Here is a 15,385-nt window from a genome sequence, read left to right as displayed (position 1 = left end):
ACATGCACATGAATGCCGAGGGCAGCACATGGTTCATGTCATTGATACTGAGTTCGTTCCGCCATCGAAGCGCACGCAATATCTGAACGATATCGTTGAGCGGTCGCCGCTACCGCTCATTCACTTCTCGCGGGCAAGCCTCCAGCACAGCGATTTTCGTGCCCGCTTTTCCGGTCGGATGCTGGGCGACGCGTTCATAACCAGGCTCCATGCAAACGCCGTGCAGTTGCGGCGGGCCTCACCGGAAATATCCAGGCGCCCGGCTGGAACCATCCTTCTCGCGCTGCTGCACCGGGGAAGCTACGAACAGACCTTCGATTATCAGAGTCCCTTTCCAAACACCGAGCCCGGCGATTTCCTGCTGATCGATCTCGATGCGCCGCAGACCGTTACCTTCACCAATTCGGCGCTGACCACCTGCGCCTATATCCCCCGCAGCTACTTCACCCCCTTCATCGGCGACGCGTCCTTTATGCGGCCGGTGCTTGTCCAGCCGCAGGACGAGCTCTATGGCCTGTTGGTCGCCTGTTTCAGGGCATGTGTCGCCTTGCGCAATCCGAGCCCGACCGCCGCCGAGGCCGCGCTGAAGACCCTGGCGCATGCCGCGTTGATGGCGCATGGCCTCAATCCGGAGGAGCATGACGATCTACAGGTCTCGCTCGTGGAAGCGCGGCGCCTTACGGCAGAGCAATTCATCGCGTCGCATTTTGATGATCCGCGCCTCAGCGCCGAGGTGGTAGCCGCCCATCTCGGGGTCTCGATCCGCTCCCTGCATCTCGCATTTGCTGGAACCGGCGAGGGAGTGGCCGCCAGAACCGCGACGATCCGCCTTGCCAAGGCGAAGGAGATGCTGCTTGGCTGCCCGGAGCGCTCGACGCTGGACGTTGCGATTTCCTGCGGCTTCAACAATCTCTCGACCTTCTACCGGCGCTTCAGCGAAGCCTATGGGATGGCGCCCGGCGAATTCCGTAAGACGGTTGCTCCGCTGCAGTCCCGCACCGCCTCCAGAAACAAGCGAGGCGGCCATGCCGACCTGCCTGCACACGAATCCTGACCGGATCTATGCCGACATCCGAAGCCTGATGCCGGGGCTAAGGCTGACGCTGGAACACGGCTAATACCGGACACCTATTGTCGTCGCGTCCGTCAGCGGCACGCAGAAGGAGCCGATCGTCATCCGCGGCGAAGGCGCACGTATCGGCCCAGCCCAGACCTATGAAAACTACCGCGAAACCGCGAACCGGCTGTCCGCCGTCCAGGAGGCGAACGGCCGGTTTCCCGGCATTTACTACCTGGCCGACAACGCCGCGCTCATTCTGCGGAATTGCCAGTGGGTCGTCATCGAAGACCTTTGGTTCGATGGCTGCTGGCCGACCGCGATCTATCTCGACAGGTGCCAGCACATCACCCTACGCAAGCTGCACATCCGCGGCAGCACCATCGCCATCGGCGCTGTCGGCCCCTACACCCGCCACCTGTTGATCGAGGACTGCGACTGGATTCAGGATCTCAAGTCCCATGGAGAGGAGGACCTTGCCTCAATTCGCAAGAACGGGTGCGTGCGTGCCGACCTTGATCCGGATGATTGCCGCCTCTGGCATAAGACGTTTTGGGGAAGCGTTCACGGCAATCTCGAAGATACCGAAAGTCGCGTCGATATCGAGAAGGACGCGCGCGCCTTCGATGGCGACTTCTTCCGCGCATGGACGATCGCCGGCTATGTCATCCTGAGGCGCAACATCATCCTCGACGCCTTCAATGGCATTCATTTTTTCAACGATGCCCCCGATTCCATCGTCGAAGACTTCTGTCGCAACATTGTCATCGAAGAGAACTGGTTCGTTCGCATCCGCGACAATGCCATCGAAGCCGAAGACTATGCCTGGAACTGGACGGTACGCCGCAACAGGTTCGTCGACTGCTACATGCCCTACTCCCTCGAAATGAAGAGATCGGGCTTTTTCTATGTCTACGGCAATCTCGGATGGAATCTCCATAGACCAGGCCCGGACAAGGACGACAGGAACTTCGGCCAGCTTTTCAAGTTTCCGAAGAAGCATGAGGCAGTCGGCCCGCACTATGTTTTCAACAATTCCTGGATGCTGAGGGGCCCCATCAGCAAGCGGTATCGCTTTTCGCAATTTCACCATCTGAACAATGCGATCGGCTATTACGGCGCCGAGGCTCAATCGACGCCTCAGGCTTCGGCCCCCTTCGGAGCTGGCTGGCAGGTCGAACCGCCGGCGGGCCAAGACGAACAATCGATCGAGGACCTGCACTTCACCAAATTGTGGCGGGAACTCGATATCCATTTCGACGGCGACCTGATCGACCACAAGTACTTCCCGGATGCGCTGCAGGGGGCAGGCTATCCGATAGGTCCGGACGCAACCGGCGACGCCGTTCCATTCCGCTCCACCATCCTCGGGAAACCCGAAGGCTTGAAGCTCACCGCCGCCGTCCCGGCCATCGCGTTCGACATCAATCTGCCGGATGGGCGCAAGCAAGCCATACCGGCACTGGGTCACGAGGTCGGCGCGTGGCAGGGCCAGCAGCTTTTCAACCTCGACGGTCCGATGTTCTACGACGACTGGCCCAATGCCGAACTCTCACCCTGCGCCGCGAAGGATGACGAGAGTTCGAGCCCAAACGACGCGCCGCCTCAAGCCTGAGCGGGCCTTTGCGCAAAATGGGAAGCCCGGCTGCGCAAATCAGGAAGACGATCCAAGGACCGGCATATACTCTTCACAACCGACGCGCTCGATTTGCCGATACCCGATTGCATACGAAGATAACGCGTCGCCCGTTCTGACATCGATCTGCATACCGGAATGACGCCCGCCGACCAGTCGAGCGCCTCTTCCGGAGGCTTCACCATTGGCGCAGAAACCGCGCCCGGGCACCTTTCAAGCCCCGTCCTTAACGGAGGGGGCCCGGTGGCGTTTGCCCTGGCCGTCGGAAGAAGCAATCGAGGGGATTCGTGAGTATGAACAACCTCGCCCATCAGCCATCCACGCCGACCTCCCCCGTCGGTCCCCTGTTCGAAATTACGACCGGCCATGCCTCGCACTCCATGTCACCGGGTTACATCCTCACCTCGGGTGGCCTCCCGATAGGCACCGCCCTTCGGGCACGCGCATGACACGAGCGAACGCCCACCTGGCGCTGCTTCTTGCCGCGGCCCTGTGGGGTTTCGGCAATATTGCCCAGAAAACGGTGCTGGAGCACATGGGGCCGCTCACCGCCACCTGGCTGCGCTGCGCCATCGCCGCCCTTGCCATGCTGCCGTTCGCGGCGCTTGAGACCAAGCTTCCACAGAACTCCGGCTGGCACCGCAGCACCATCGCGGTTGTGGCAAGCTTTGCAGCAGCGATTACGCTTCAGCAGGCGGCCTACCTCTCCACCTCGGTCACCAACGCCAGTTTCCTGGTCAACACCGCGACTGTGATGACGCCGATCGTCGCCTGGCTCGTTCTGCGCGAGGCAACAGGCAGGCTGGGATTTGCCGCCGCGTTCCTGACGCTCGCCGGCGTGCTTCTGATGTCCAATGCGGTTCAGGGCCTCGACGAGCTGAACAAGGGAGATCTCCTGTGCTTGGTATCCGCCCTCTTTTATGCGCTGTGGATGGTGGCGCTCGGCCGGCACGCCCAGCTTTATCCGTCGCCGTTTCAGACGGCATATCTGCAGTTTGCCTTCGCGGCATTGGTCGCATTCCCGCCGGCGCTGGCACTGGAGGAAATGGTCCTTCCGTCAATCGCTGCCGCCGCGCCCGAACTTGTGGCCCTCGGTCTCTTCGCTACCGCCGCCGCTTTCACCCTGCAGACGATCGCGCAACGCTACACGACGGCATCGCGAGCCGCGATCCTGGTCTCCGGCGAAAGCATCTTCGGTGCAATCGGCGCCTACGCCGTGCTGCACGAACGCCCGCCCGTGGTGGTCGTTACCGGTGCGGCGCTGATCTTTGTGGCTATTCTCATGGTGTCGCTGCAGCCGGGGCGAGCGAGTGTCGGCAGCACCGCGCCGGCGCCGGACACTTGAGGCTCATTGCGTCCGCAGCACTTGGTTCCAGTGCTCGATCAGCCGGGCGCGCTTGACCTGGTCGAGATAAACCATGAGGCCGGGGCTCACCGGAACGGGGCGAAGCTGCGCGCCGAGCAGTTCCTGCATGGTGTTGGCCGTATTTTCGCCGGCGACCTCCGGACTGACGGCCGGAATCTGCAGTTCGCGGGCCATGATCGTCTGGCCCTCCTTGGACATGAAGAACTCCAGATAGCGCCGCCCCAGCTCCGGCGAGGCCGCAGCCTGCGGAACAAGGCCGATACGCGACATGACGACGGTATAATCCTTCGGCAGCACGATGCCGACATCCGGATGCCGTGCCGCCCAATCCGCTGCATAGGAGCCTAGAATGTTATAGCCGAGCACGAAACGCCCGTCCGCGACCCGCTCCAGGATGGCGGAACTGGTCGAATAGAGCTTGACGCCCGCCGCACCCATTGCACCGATAACCGACCATATGTCGCCGAACTGCTCCTGGTCGCGCGCCATGAACAGGAAGCCGACTCCCGAGCGCTCGATGTCATAGGTGCCGATGCGGCCATGCACGGCGTTTCCCTGACGCCTGAGGTAGTCGACGAACTCGGCGCGCGAACTCGGCGGCGGCTCGTTGATGAAGCTCGGCTTGTGATAGACAAAAACGGCGGGCTCGAAGGTCAGGGCATAGGCGGTATTTCGCCAATTCGCCCACTTGGGCCATTGCGCGCTCATCGGAAGGTCGCTGCGCTGCGCGTAGCCATCGTTCGAGAGCTTGACCTGCAGGTCCATCGCCGAGGAAAAGGCAAAATCCGCCGTTCGCTGCCCGGCATCCGTCTCCCGCACGATCCGGTCGTAGATCTCGCCCGTCAGCATGTCCTCGTATTTGACGGCCACATCCGGATTGGCCTCCTGGAAGCCACGGATCATCGGCTGTGCCAGCGGCTCGTCCAGGGAAGAATAGACGACGAGAACCGGCGCATCGGGATTGCCCGAACGCGCAGCATAGAACGCCTGGTCCGCCCAGGCGAAGCCGGGACAGAGAAACAGGAGCAGAATGAAAGCCAGTCTCCTCATGCCGCTAGAATGCATGACGCCGCCGGGCCGCACAAGCAATTCGGATCTGGATGGCGTCCGGTCTGATCCCCGTTTCCAGCAACTGCTGGCCACGATCGAAAGACAGAAGTAAACGCCATCCCACCTAGCGGGCGGAAAGGCCTGCGACCGCGTCAATCATCCGGTCTATCTCCTCATCGGTGTTGTAGTAGTGCGGCGAGGCGCGGATGACCGTCGGCAGATGCCTCGCCAGCGCATCGAGCAGCGTGCTGGAACCCTTGGAGGTGCTGACATTGATGCCGAGCGCGGCCAGGCCGGCCTTTGCAGCCTCGGGATCGACGCCGGCGATCGAGAAGGTGACGATGGCGGCAGGATTCGGCCCGAGGTCATGGACGGTGATGCCGGGAAGCGTCGCCAGTGCATAACGCAGCCGATCGGCAAGGTTGCGGCACCGCGCCTCGATCTCCTCCATGCCGATCGCAAGTGCATAATCGACTGCCACGCCAAGCCCGAGGCGGGCCGCATAGTTGTTTTCCCAGGTCTCGAAGCGGCGGGCGTCCACGCGCAGTTCATATCGGTCGGGCGCCACCCACGGCGCGCCGAAGTGATCGATGACCGGCGGCTCCAGCGCTTGGAGAAGGTTTTTCCTGACATAGAGGAAGCCGGTGCCTCGCGGCCCTCGCAGGAATTTACGGCCGGTCGCCGAAAGCATGTCGCAGCCGAGCGCCTCGACATCGACGGGCATCTGCCCCACTGCCTGGCAGGCATCCAGCAGATAGGGTATGGCGTGGCGCCGTGCAATCTGCCCCACGGCCGCAGCCGGATTGACCAGCCCGCCATTCGTCGGAATCCATGTGATGGCAATGAGCCTCACCCGATCATCGATCATGCGTTCGAGGGCTGCGGGGTCCAAGACACCATCTTCATCGTCGGGAATGACCTCGACGACGGCGCCGGTCCTTCGAGCAACCTGCAGGAACGCCACGTAGTTGGCGGCGTATTCGGCTCTTGCGGTGAGGATGCGGTCGCCTGGCCGGAACTCGAGAGCGTAGAAAGCCATCTGCCACGCCACCGTCGCATTCTCGGTGAGAGCGATCTCCTCGCGCTCTGCGCCGATCAGCCGGGCGACGCTGTCGTAGACGCGCGCGAGCCGCTCGCCCGCCTCGTTGGCCGTCTCGTATCCGCCGATCGTCGCCTCGCGCTGGAGGTAGCCGACCATGGCATCAAGCACGGGCTGCGGCATCAGCCCCGCCCCGGCGTTGTTGAGGTGGATGCGATGCGCGACGCCGGGCGTCTGCGAACGGATGCGGTCAAGATCGATGGGCATCGGCGACCCTTTTTTCGAAGACTGTGGCCGTCACCTCTTCCCGCCGGCGGTGATTTTGTCAACCGCGCCTCCGACCTCGCAAGATGCCGACGCCGTTGATGACATCGCCACTAGCGCCCTGTAAGCTAAGACAAAAACAAGGAAAACACCCGTGCGTATCCTGCTCGTCGAAGACAATATCGCCCTGGCCGATGGGCTATCCGCGATCCTGCGCGGCACCGGCCATGCGGTCGATGTCGTCCATGACGGAGCGTCCGCAAATGCGGTCATCGGGGCGGAGTCCTTCGATCTGGTCATCCTCGATCTCAACCTGCCGGAAATGGACGGCCTCGACGTGCTGCGCGCAATGCGCTCGCGCGGCAGCCGTGCCGCCGTACTCATCCTGACAGCCCGCGGAACGCCAGAGGAACGCGTCAAGGGTCTCGATCTCGGTGCTGACGACTACCTGATCAAGCCGTTCGACATTTCGGAATTCGAGGCTCGCGTGCGCGTTCTGCTGCGGCGGCAGGCGGGCATTCATTCCGCGACGGTGAGCTTCGGCGCCGTTTCGCTTGACCTCACCTCGCGCACCTTCGCCGCCGGCACGACACCGCTCGATATTCCCGCGCGCGAGCTCAGCCTGCTGGAAGTCCTCTTCATGCGAGCCGGCAAGGTGGTCGCGAAAGAGGCAATCATCCAGTCGCTTGCTGCCTTCGACGACGACCTGTCCAGCAATGCGATCGAGCAATATGTCAGCCGCCTGCGCAAGCGGCTTTCTCCCCACGGGCTCACGGTAAAGACGGCGCGCGGCATCGGCTACTATCTCGACAAACTGCCAGAGGCTTCATGAGCACGGCCTATTCGCTTCGCCGCAGGCTGCTCTTCTGGCTGCTTGTCTCGACCGCCGTCATCGGCACGCTGGCGCTTTTCGACACCTATCGCGAAGCCGTGCAGACCGCCAACATCGTCTCCGATCGGGTGCTCGCCGGCTCGGCGCTGGCAATCGCCGAACGCGTCGTGGTCGCCGAGGATGGCGCACTGGAAGTGGACATTCCCTACGTCGCGCTGGAAATGCTGACATCGGCGGCGCAGGACCGGGTCTTCTATCGCGTCGACGGTCCGCCAGGCCAGTTCATCACAGGCTATCAGGCGCTGCCGGTCATCGGCCAGGTTAGTGGTGGGACGGCGTCCTTCGCCGATAGTCTCTTCCGCGGAGAGCCTATACGGGTCGCGACGCTGGAGCGGTCGGCCTCCACGGGCATCCGCTCGGTGCCCTTCGTCGTCACCGTGGCCGAAACGACCATAGCCCGCCGACAGCTTGCAAGGGCGATCCTCTTCCGCTCAGCCCTGCGCCTCGTTTTCATGATTGCGGGGGCGGCGCTGATCGTATGGATCGCAGTCACCTATTCGCTGCGGCCGCTCTATCGCCTTGGCGATGCCATCGCCGAGCGCAGCCCTGACGATCTTCATCCGATCGAACAATCGGTGCCGAGCGAGGTCCAGCCGCTCGTCGACACGGTCAATTCCTTCATGGTCCGGTTGGAGTCCGCACTCGACGCCCTGCGAAATTTCACCGGCAATGCCAGCCACCAGCTGCGCACGCCGCTTGCCATCATCCGCACGCAGCTTGCCCTTTCGGCCCGTGCCTCGACGCTCGACGAGGCCCAGGCAACGGCACTGAAGGGCGACCAGGCCGTTGCCCACGCCGAGCGCATCCTGGCGCAACTCCTGCTGATGGCAAAAATCGATGCCGCCGTCTCGAACGAGGCGCTCGCGACCGACAGGATCGATCTGACTGCGCTGGCGCAGGACATCACCGGCGAGCATATTCCAGCGGCGGCAGAGGCAGGCATCGACCTCGGCTTCGAAGGAGATGGGCCGGCCCATATCCGCGCCGAGCCGCTCCTGATCGGTGAACTGCTGCGCAATCTGATCGGCAACGCCCTTGCCTATGCGGGACGAGGCGCCGAAGTCACCGTACGCATTGCGGGCGATGCCGCAGCGACGCGTCTCGAAGTCGAGGACAATGGCCCCGGCATACCTGAAAAGAAGCTCGCGGCCGTGCGCCAGCGCTTTTCCCGCGGCAGCGACGGCGGCGCACCGGGCGCCGGCCTTGGCCTGCCGATCGTCGAGGAGATCGCAGCGCTCTTCGACGCCTCGCTTGCGCTCGGGCCGGGCACTCTCGGCAAGGGTCTGAAGGCAACCGTGACCTTCCGCGGGCCGGCCTGAGGCTGCCGATTTGCCGGGCACATCAGCCTTGCTTTATTTCGCTGCATTGCACACACTGCTTCAGGGAACAGCAATGGCCGCACAACGATGCGGCGCCGGACAAGGCAAGATATGTCGATCAAAGCCAGTATCTATCATCTGACTCACTACAAATACGACAATCCGATCCGCCTCGGCCCACAGATCATCAGACTGAAGCCCGCGTCCCATTCCAAGACGCGCGTGCTCAGCCATTCCCTGAAGGTCACGCCCTCCAATCACTTCGTCAATCTGCAGCAGGACCCCTACGGCAACTATCTTGCGCGCTTCGTCTTTCCGGATCCGGTGACCGAACTGAAGATCGAGGTCGACCTCGTCGCCGACATGACGGTCTACAATCCGTTCGACTTCTTCGTCGAAGAGGAGGCCACCAAATGGCCGTTCGACTATCCCGAAACCATCCGCGAGGACCTGTCGATCTACCTGGCGCCGGAAGTGCCGGGCCCATTGCTTTCCGCATTTCTCGCAACGCTCGACCGCTCGCGGCAGCCGACCGTGGATATGATCGTCGGCATCAACGCCCGGCTCCAGCGGGAGATCGGTTATGTGATCCGCATGGAGACCGGCGTGCAGACGCCGGAAGAAACGCTTGAGGCTGCGAAGGGCTCCTGCCGTGATACCAGCTGGCTGCTCGTCCAGATCCTGCGCCATCTCGGCCTCGCCGCGCGCTTCGTCTCCGGCTATCTCATCCAGCTCACGCCCGACCTGAAGGCGCTCGACGGTCCTTCAGGCACCGAATACGACTTCACCGACCTGCATGCCTGGGCGGAAGTCTATCTGCCGGGCGCCGGTTGGGTCGGTCTCGATCCGACCTCCGGCCTCTTGACCGGCGAGAGCCACATCCCGCTTGCCGCGACGCCTCACTATCGCAACGCTGCTCCCATTTCCGGAGGGTATTTCGGGGAGGCCAATACAGAATTCGGCTTCGACATGAGGGTTGCGCGCGTCGCCGAGCATCCGCGCATCACCAGGCCTTTCTCCGACGAGTCCTGGGAGGCGCTGAACGCCTTGGGCGAGGACGTCGACCGCGTCCTTGCCGAGGAGGACGTCCGCTTGACGATGGGCGGCGAGCCGACCTTCGTCTCCATCGACGACTTCGAATCGGCGGAGTGGAACACGGCGGCCGTCGGCCCCACCAAGCGCGACAAGGCCGACAGGCTCATCCGCCGCCTGCGGGAACGTTTCGCTCCGGGCGGGTTCCTGCACTACGGCCAGGGCAAGTGGTATCCGGGCGAAAGCCTGCCGCGCTGGACCTTCTCTCTCTACTGGCGCAAGGACGGGCGCCCGATCTGGCAGAACCCCGCACTCATCGCGCAGGAAGGCGCCGATACGGGAGCCGGGGCCAACAATGCCCAGGACCTGCTGACCGCGATCGCGAAGGAGCTGGCAATAGCACCGGACATGGTGGTGCCCGCCTATGAAGACCCTGCGGAATGGATCATCAAGGAAGGCAGCCTGCCGGAAAACGTCGACCCGTCGAATTCGAAACTGAAGGACCCTGAGGAACGCAGTCGCATCGCCCGCGTCTTCGAGCGCGGCCTGACAGTGCCGACCGGTTATATCCTGCCCGTGCAGGCGTGGAACGCAAAAGCCTCGGATGCCCGCTGGGTGAGCGAAAAATGGAAGACGCGCCGCGGCAAGATTTTCCTCGTGCCGGGCGATTCACCGATCGGATACCGCCTGCCGCTCGGAACGCTGCCTTACGTGCCTCCTTCGCAATACCCCTATATCCACACCGCGGACCCCTCAATCCCGCGGGCGCCGCTGCCGGAAGTCTTCGTCCCTGCCGGCCGGGCGATGCCCGAGGCGTCCTTCCAGACCGACGATAGTGCCCAGGATCGCATCGAACAGACGCTTGGCGCGATAGGCGGGGCGGTGCGCACCGCAATGTCCGTCGAACCGCGCGACGGCAGGCTTTGCGTCTTCATGCCGCCCGTCGAGCGCATCGAGGACTATCTGGAGCTGATCGCCGCGGCCGAAAACGCAGCCGCCGCTCTCGGCCTTCCCATTCACATCGAAGGATACCCTCCGCCGCAGGACGAGCGCATCAACGTCATTCGCGTCGCGCCCGACCCCGGCGTGATCGAGGTCAATGTCCATCCCGCAGCGAGCTGGCGCGAGGCCGTTGGCATCACCACCGTTCTCTACGAGGAAGCGCGGGAAACGCGGCTCGGCGCCGACAAGTTCATGATCGACGGCCGCCACACCGGAACGGGCGGCGGCAATCATGTCGTCGTCGGCGGCAGCAACCCGAACAACAGCCCCTTCCTGCGCCGTCCCGATCTCCTGAAAAGCCTGGTGCTGCACTGGCAGCGCCACCCGTCCCTCTCCTACCTCTTCTCCGGGCTGTTCATCGGACCGACAAGCCAGGCGCCGCGCATCGACGAGGCCCGCCACGACAGCCTCTACGAACTCGAGGTCGCGCTCGCGCAGGTCCCCGTCCCCGGCTACGGCACGCCGCCCCTGCCCTGGCTGGTCGACCGCCTCTTTCGCAATCTCCTGACAGACGTCACCGGCAACACCCATCGGGCGGAGATCTGCATCGACAAGCTGTTTTCCCCTGATGGCCCGACGGGACGCCTCGGCCTCGTCGAATTCCGCGCCTTCGAGATGCCGCCCAATGCGCGCATGAGCCTTGCCCAGCAGCTGCTGGTGCGGGCACTCATTGCCCGGTTCTGGAAGAACCCCGCTCAGGGCAGGTTCGTCCGCTGGGGAACAGCGCTGCACGACCGCTTCATGCTGCCGCACTTCGTCTGGCAGGATTTCCTCGATGTCCTTGCCGACCTCCGGGACAACGGCTTCGACCTCCGGCCGGAGTGGTTCCAGGCGCAGCTCGAATTCCGCTTCCCCTTCTGCGGCGAGGTCGAGTACGAGGCGAACAAGCTCGAAGTCAGGCAGGCGCTCGAGCCGTGGCATGTCATGGGCGAGGAAGGCGCGGTCGGCGGCACGGTGCGCTACGTCGATTCCTCCGTCGAGCGGCTCCAGGTGCGGCTCGAGACCAACAATGCAGCCCGATACGCCGTCGCGTGCAATGGTCGCCTCGCGCCGATGACTGCGACAGGCACCAGCGGAGTGGCCGTTGCCGGCGTCCGCTTCAAGGCGTGGCAGCCGGCCTCCGGCCTTCATCCGGTTCTCCCGGTGAATACCCCTTTGACATTTGATATTTATGATACATGGTCGCAGCGTTCCATCGGCGGCTGCATCTATCATGTTGCTCATCCCGGCGGCCGGAACTATGAGACTTTCCCCGTCAACGGCAACGAGGCGGAGGCGCGGCGACTCGCCCGTTTCGAGCCATGGGGCCATATGGCCGGCGGCTACATTCCGCAGCCGGAAGTGATTTCGCCGGAATTTCCGCTGACATTGGATTTGCGGCGTCCGCCGGGAGTTTGAGGTTCTTATCTGAATGGCGAAGAGACCGGCAACGGGGAGGAGGGAGGAAGCGCAGGTTGGTCCGGGAAGGGAACCGACCTTTCGTTATTCCGCCCTGCCGGGCGTTGCCGATGAGATGGTCGACAACACGGGCGCCGTTCGCCCGGTCTGGCAGAATTTCTTCTCAGCGCTGAACGCCCTGCCGGAGAAGGAACTGACGGAGCGCTTTGCCCGCGCCGACCGCTACCTCCGCGACGCCGGCGTCTTCTACAGGGCCTATGGGCCCAGGGGCACGGGCGAGCGCGCGTGGCCGCTCTCCCATATACCGGTATTGATCGACGAGCGCGAATGGCAGACGCTTTCGGCGGGACTGGTGCAGCGCGCCGATCTGCTTGAAGAGGTCGTCGCAGACATCTATGGCGAAGGCCGCCTCGTTCAGGAAGGGTTCCTTCCCCCCGCGCTGATCGCCGCCAACCCCGAATTCCTGCGTCCTCTCGTCGGGGTCAAGCCCGCTAGCGGCCATTATCTGCACTTCTGCGCCTTCGAGGTCGGCCGCGGGCCGGACGGGAACTGGTGGGTGCTTGCAGATCGCACCCAGGCACCGTCAGGCGCCGGATTCGCGCTCGAAAACCGCGTCGCGACGACACGCGCCTTTTCGGATATCTACGCCGAGACCCCCGTCCAGCGGCTGGCTTCCTTCTTCGGCGCCTTCCGCGACACGCTGCAAGGGATGAAGGGCGGCTCGGAAGACCGCATCGCGGTGCTGACACCGGGGCCCGCCAACGAAACCTATTACGAGCACGCCTACATCGCCCGCTATCTCGGCGTCATGTTGCTGGAGGGCGAGGATCTCGCGGTCGTCAACGACCGCGTCATGGTGCGTACCGTCGCGGGGCTGAAGCCGATCAGCGTGCTGTGGCGTCGCCTCGATTCGGCCTATGCTGACCCGGTCGAACTGAACCAGAATTCACACATCGGCACGCCGGGCCTCGTCGAGGCACTGCGGGCCGAAGCAGTCACTATCGTCAACGCACTCGGTTCGGGCATCCTGGAGACGCGGGCGCTTCTTGCCTTCATGCCGACCATCTGCCACCGGCTGCGCGGCGAAGAACTGAAGCTTCCCTCGATCGCCACCTGGTGGTGTGGCCAGAAGGCCGAACGCGAACACGTCGCCAGTAATCTTGAGAAGATGGTGATCGGCCCAGCCTATTCCCGGCTACCCTTCTTCGACGACGATGGCCAGTCGGTACTCGGCTCGACGCTGCATTCGATCACGCCGGAATCGGTCGCCGACTGGCTCAACACCGATGGCCAAAAGCTCGTCGGTCAGGAGGTCGTCACCCTTTCGACGACACCGGCCTGGGTCAACGGGCAGCTCATGCCTCGCCCGATGAGCCTGCGCGTCTTTGCGGCACGAACGGACAGCGGCTGGCAGATCATGCCGGGCGGCTTTGCCCGCATCGGCAGCGGCGACGACGTCTCGGCTATCGCCATGCAGTCGGGCGGCGCGGCCGCCGACGTCTGGGTCGTCAGCGACAAGCCCGTCGAGATCCACACTCTCCTGCCGGCCGAAGGCACCTTCACGCGCAACATGCCTGGCAGTCTCCCGAGCCGGGCTGCAGACAACCTCTTCTGGCTCGGCCGCTATATCGAGCGGGCCGAAGGCGCGCTACGCATCCTGCGCGCCTGGCATGCCCGCTTTGCCGAGGCCGCCGATCCGAGCCAGCCGTTGCTGGCGGACGTCAGCCGCTATCTCGCGGCTGTGGACATCGATACCGCCGAAGCCGTCCCTGATAGCCTGCTGCGCAACATCGACAGCGCGGTCTTTTCCGCCAGCAACATCCGCGACAGGTTCTCTCCGGACGGTTGGCTGGCACTGACCGATCTCGCCAAGACCGCCCGGCGCTTCCACGACGGAGTAGGACCGGGCGACGACGCGAGCCACGCGATGACGATCCTTCTGCGCAAGCTTGCGGGCTTCGCCGGTCTCGTCCATGAAAACATGTACCGTTTCACCGGCTGGCGTTTCCTGTCGCTCGGCCGTTACATCGAGCGTGGTCTGCACATGACGCGCCTGCTTGGCCACATGTCGGGGCCTGAAGCGCCCGATGGTGCGCTCGACATGCTGCTCGAGATCGGCGACAGCGTCATGACCCATCGCCGGCGCTACAACGTGAATACGGCGCGTCTCACCGTCACCGACCTCCTGGCGCTCGATCCGCTCAATCCGCGCTCGATCCTGTTCCAGATGAACGAGATCCATCGGGAGGTGGAGCAACTGCCCAATGCCTTCGTCAACGGCCAGATGTCGCCCTTCTACCGCGAAGCCATGCGGCTGCACTCCGGTCTTGCCGTCATGACGCCGGAGACCATGACGGGCGAAGTCTATCAGCGGCTGGAGCGGGAACTCGAGCGACTGTCCGACCTCCTCGCGCAGACCTATCTCGGGTAGGATGATGCTCTACGATCTTTCCCTGCACATGGGTTACATCTACGACACACCGGCATCCAATGCCCGCCACGTCATGCGCGTGCTGCCGCTCTCCCTGCCCGACCGCCAGCGGCTGATCGCCGGCTCGCTTACGGTCTCGCCCGCCCCGAACGAGCAGTCGCACTTCACGGATTTCTTCCGCCATCCGGCAACCTCCGTGCTCGTACGCTCAAGCCACGACAAGCTGGATATCCGCATGCATGCGCGCGTGCAGGTCGAAAGTCAGTCGATCTCGGCGGATTTCTCGCCGGTCCTTGCAAAGCTGCCGGACGATGTAGCGAACGTCTGGTCGATCGCTCCGGATTCGCCGCACCACTTTCTCGGGCCCAGTCCGCGGCTGACGGAGACGCGCGAGATCGCCGACTACGCCCGCCGCGTCGTGTCATCACGCTCCCTGACAGTGATGCAGATCGCGCAGGCGGTCTGCGCGCGCATCCACAAGGACTTCGCCTATGACACGGAGGCGACGACGGTCGACACCACGCCGCTGGAAGCCTTCCAGCTGAAGCGCGGTGTCTGCCAGGACTTCGTGCATGTGATGATCCTAGCTCTTCGCAGCCTCGGCATCCCGGCCGGCTATGTCAGCGGCTTCCTGAGGACGATCCCGCCGCCCGGCAAGGAGCGGCTCGAAGGGGCGGACGCCATGCACGCCTGGGTACGCGCTTGGTGCGGCGAAACGGTCGGATGGGTCGAGCTCGACCCCACCAACAACATTCCGGCGGGCATGGATCATATTGTCGTGGCGTATGGCCGGGACTATTCCGATGTGGCCCCTGTCATCGGCGTTTTGAAGAGCTATGGCGGCCACAAGACGGTTCAGGCGGTCGATGTCGTTCCCATCAAATAATCTCAAAACAGGA

The 15,385-nt window shown here is 63.6% G+C and carries 11 protein-coding genes; 9 read left to right on the top strand and 2 right to left on the bottom strand.

The genetic code is table 11. The features are described from left to right. Nucleotides 1-28: 28 nt before the first annotated feature. The 4 genes from EV286_RS21810 (at nt 29) to EV286_RS21800 (ending at nt 4,038) form a co-directional block, all read left to right on the top strand. Nucleotides 29-1,054 (top strand): AraC family transcriptional regulator, encoded by a 1,026-nt coding sequence (locus EV286_RS21810; protein ID WP_132959261.1) that lies wholly within the window; start codon nt 29-31, stop codon nt 1,052-1,054. A 505-nt stretch (nt 1,055-1,559) separates the two neighbouring features. Next, complete coding sequence (locus EV286_RS21805; RefSeq protein ID WP_245500786.1) at nt 1,560-2,672, top strand: right-handed parallel beta-helix repeat-containing protein; 1,113 nt, start codon at nt 1,560-1,562, stop codon at nt 2,670-2,672. Between the two features lie 308 nt (nt 2,673-2,980). After that, entirely contained in the window at nt 2,981-3,142 is a 162-nt protein-coding gene (locus tag EV286_RS32070) for a hypothetical protein (RefSeq protein WP_165932908.1), read from the top strand. Beyond that, nucleotides 3,139-4,038 carry a DMT family transporter gene (locus EV286_RS21800; RefSeq protein WP_132959260.1) on the top strand — a complete coding sequence of 300 codons (900 nt, stop codon included), beginning with the start codon at nt 3,139-3,141 and terminating at the stop codon, nt 4,036-4,038. The genes EV286_RS32070 and EV286_RS21800 overlap by 4 nt, the downstream gene beginning before the upstream one ends. Nucleotides 4,039-4,041: 3 nt before the next feature. Here EV286_RS21800 and EV286_RS21795 read toward each other — a convergent pair whose 3' ends face one another. Together EV286_RS21795 and EV286_RS21790 are read right to left on the bottom strand one after the other, a co-directional pair. Next, on the bottom strand, nt 4,042-5,109 hold the full coding sequence (locus EV286_RS21795) for an ABC transporter substrate-binding protein (RefSeq protein ID WP_132959259.1): 1,068 nt from the start codon (nt 5,107-5,109) through the stop codon (nt 4,042-4,044). 124 nt (nt 5,110-5,233) lie between these two features. Next, nucleotides 5,234-6,415 (bottom strand): aminotransferase class V-fold PLP-dependent enzyme, encoded by a 1,182-nt coding sequence (locus tag EV286_RS21790; RefSeq protein ID WP_132959258.1) that lies wholly within the window; start codon nt 6,413-6,415, stop codon nt 5,234-5,236. Between the two features lie 151 nt (nt 6,416-6,566). On the opposite strand from EV286_RS21790, the gene EV286_RS21785 reads away from it, so the two are divergent. The 5 genes from EV286_RS21785 (at nt 6,567) to EV286_RS21765 (ending at nt 15,372) form a co-directional block, all read left to right on the top strand. Then, entirely contained in the window at nt 6,567-7,244 is a 678-nt protein-coding gene (locus EV286_RS21785) for a response regulator transcription factor (RefSeq protein ID WP_132959257.1), read from the top strand. Then, a complete protein-coding gene (locus EV286_RS21780) occupies nt 7,241-8,623 on the top strand; it encodes a sensor histidine kinase (RefSeq protein ID WP_132959256.1) in 1,383 nt (460 codons plus the stop codon). Before EV286_RS21785 ends, EV286_RS21780 begins: the two co-directional genes overlap by 4 nt. 111 nt (nt 8,624-8,734) lie before the next feature. Continuing rightward, nucleotides 8,735-12,055 carry a transglutaminase family protein gene (locus EV286_RS21775; protein ID WP_132959255.1) on the top strand — a complete coding sequence of 1,107 codons (3,321 nt, stop codon included), beginning with the start codon at nt 8,735-8,737 and terminating at the stop codon, nt 12,053-12,055. 13 nt (nt 12,056-12,068) lie between these two features. Further along, nucleotides 12,069-14,486 carry a circularly permuted type 2 ATP-grasp protein gene (locus EV286_RS21770; RefSeq protein WP_132959254.1) on the top strand — a complete coding sequence of 806 codons (2,418 nt, stop codon included), beginning with the start codon at nt 12,069-12,071 and terminating at the stop codon, nt 14,484-14,486. A gap of 4 nt (nt 14,487-14,490) precedes the next feature. Further along, nucleotides 14,491-15,372, top strand: a complete 882-nt coding sequence (locus EV286_RS21765; RefSeq protein WP_132959473.1) for a transglutaminase family protein — start codon at nt 14,491-14,493, stop codon at nt 15,370-15,372. Nucleotides 15,373-15,385 lie beyond the last annotated feature (13 nt).

It is taken from the genome of Rhizobium sp. BK251 (genome assembly GCF_004345245.1).
Lineage (GTDB): Bacteria > Pseudomonadota > Alphaproteobacteria > Rhizobiales > Rhizobiaceae > Rhizobium.
Note: the sequence above shows the minus strand (reverse complement) of the source record. Positions and strands in the feature narration are given on the sequence as shown.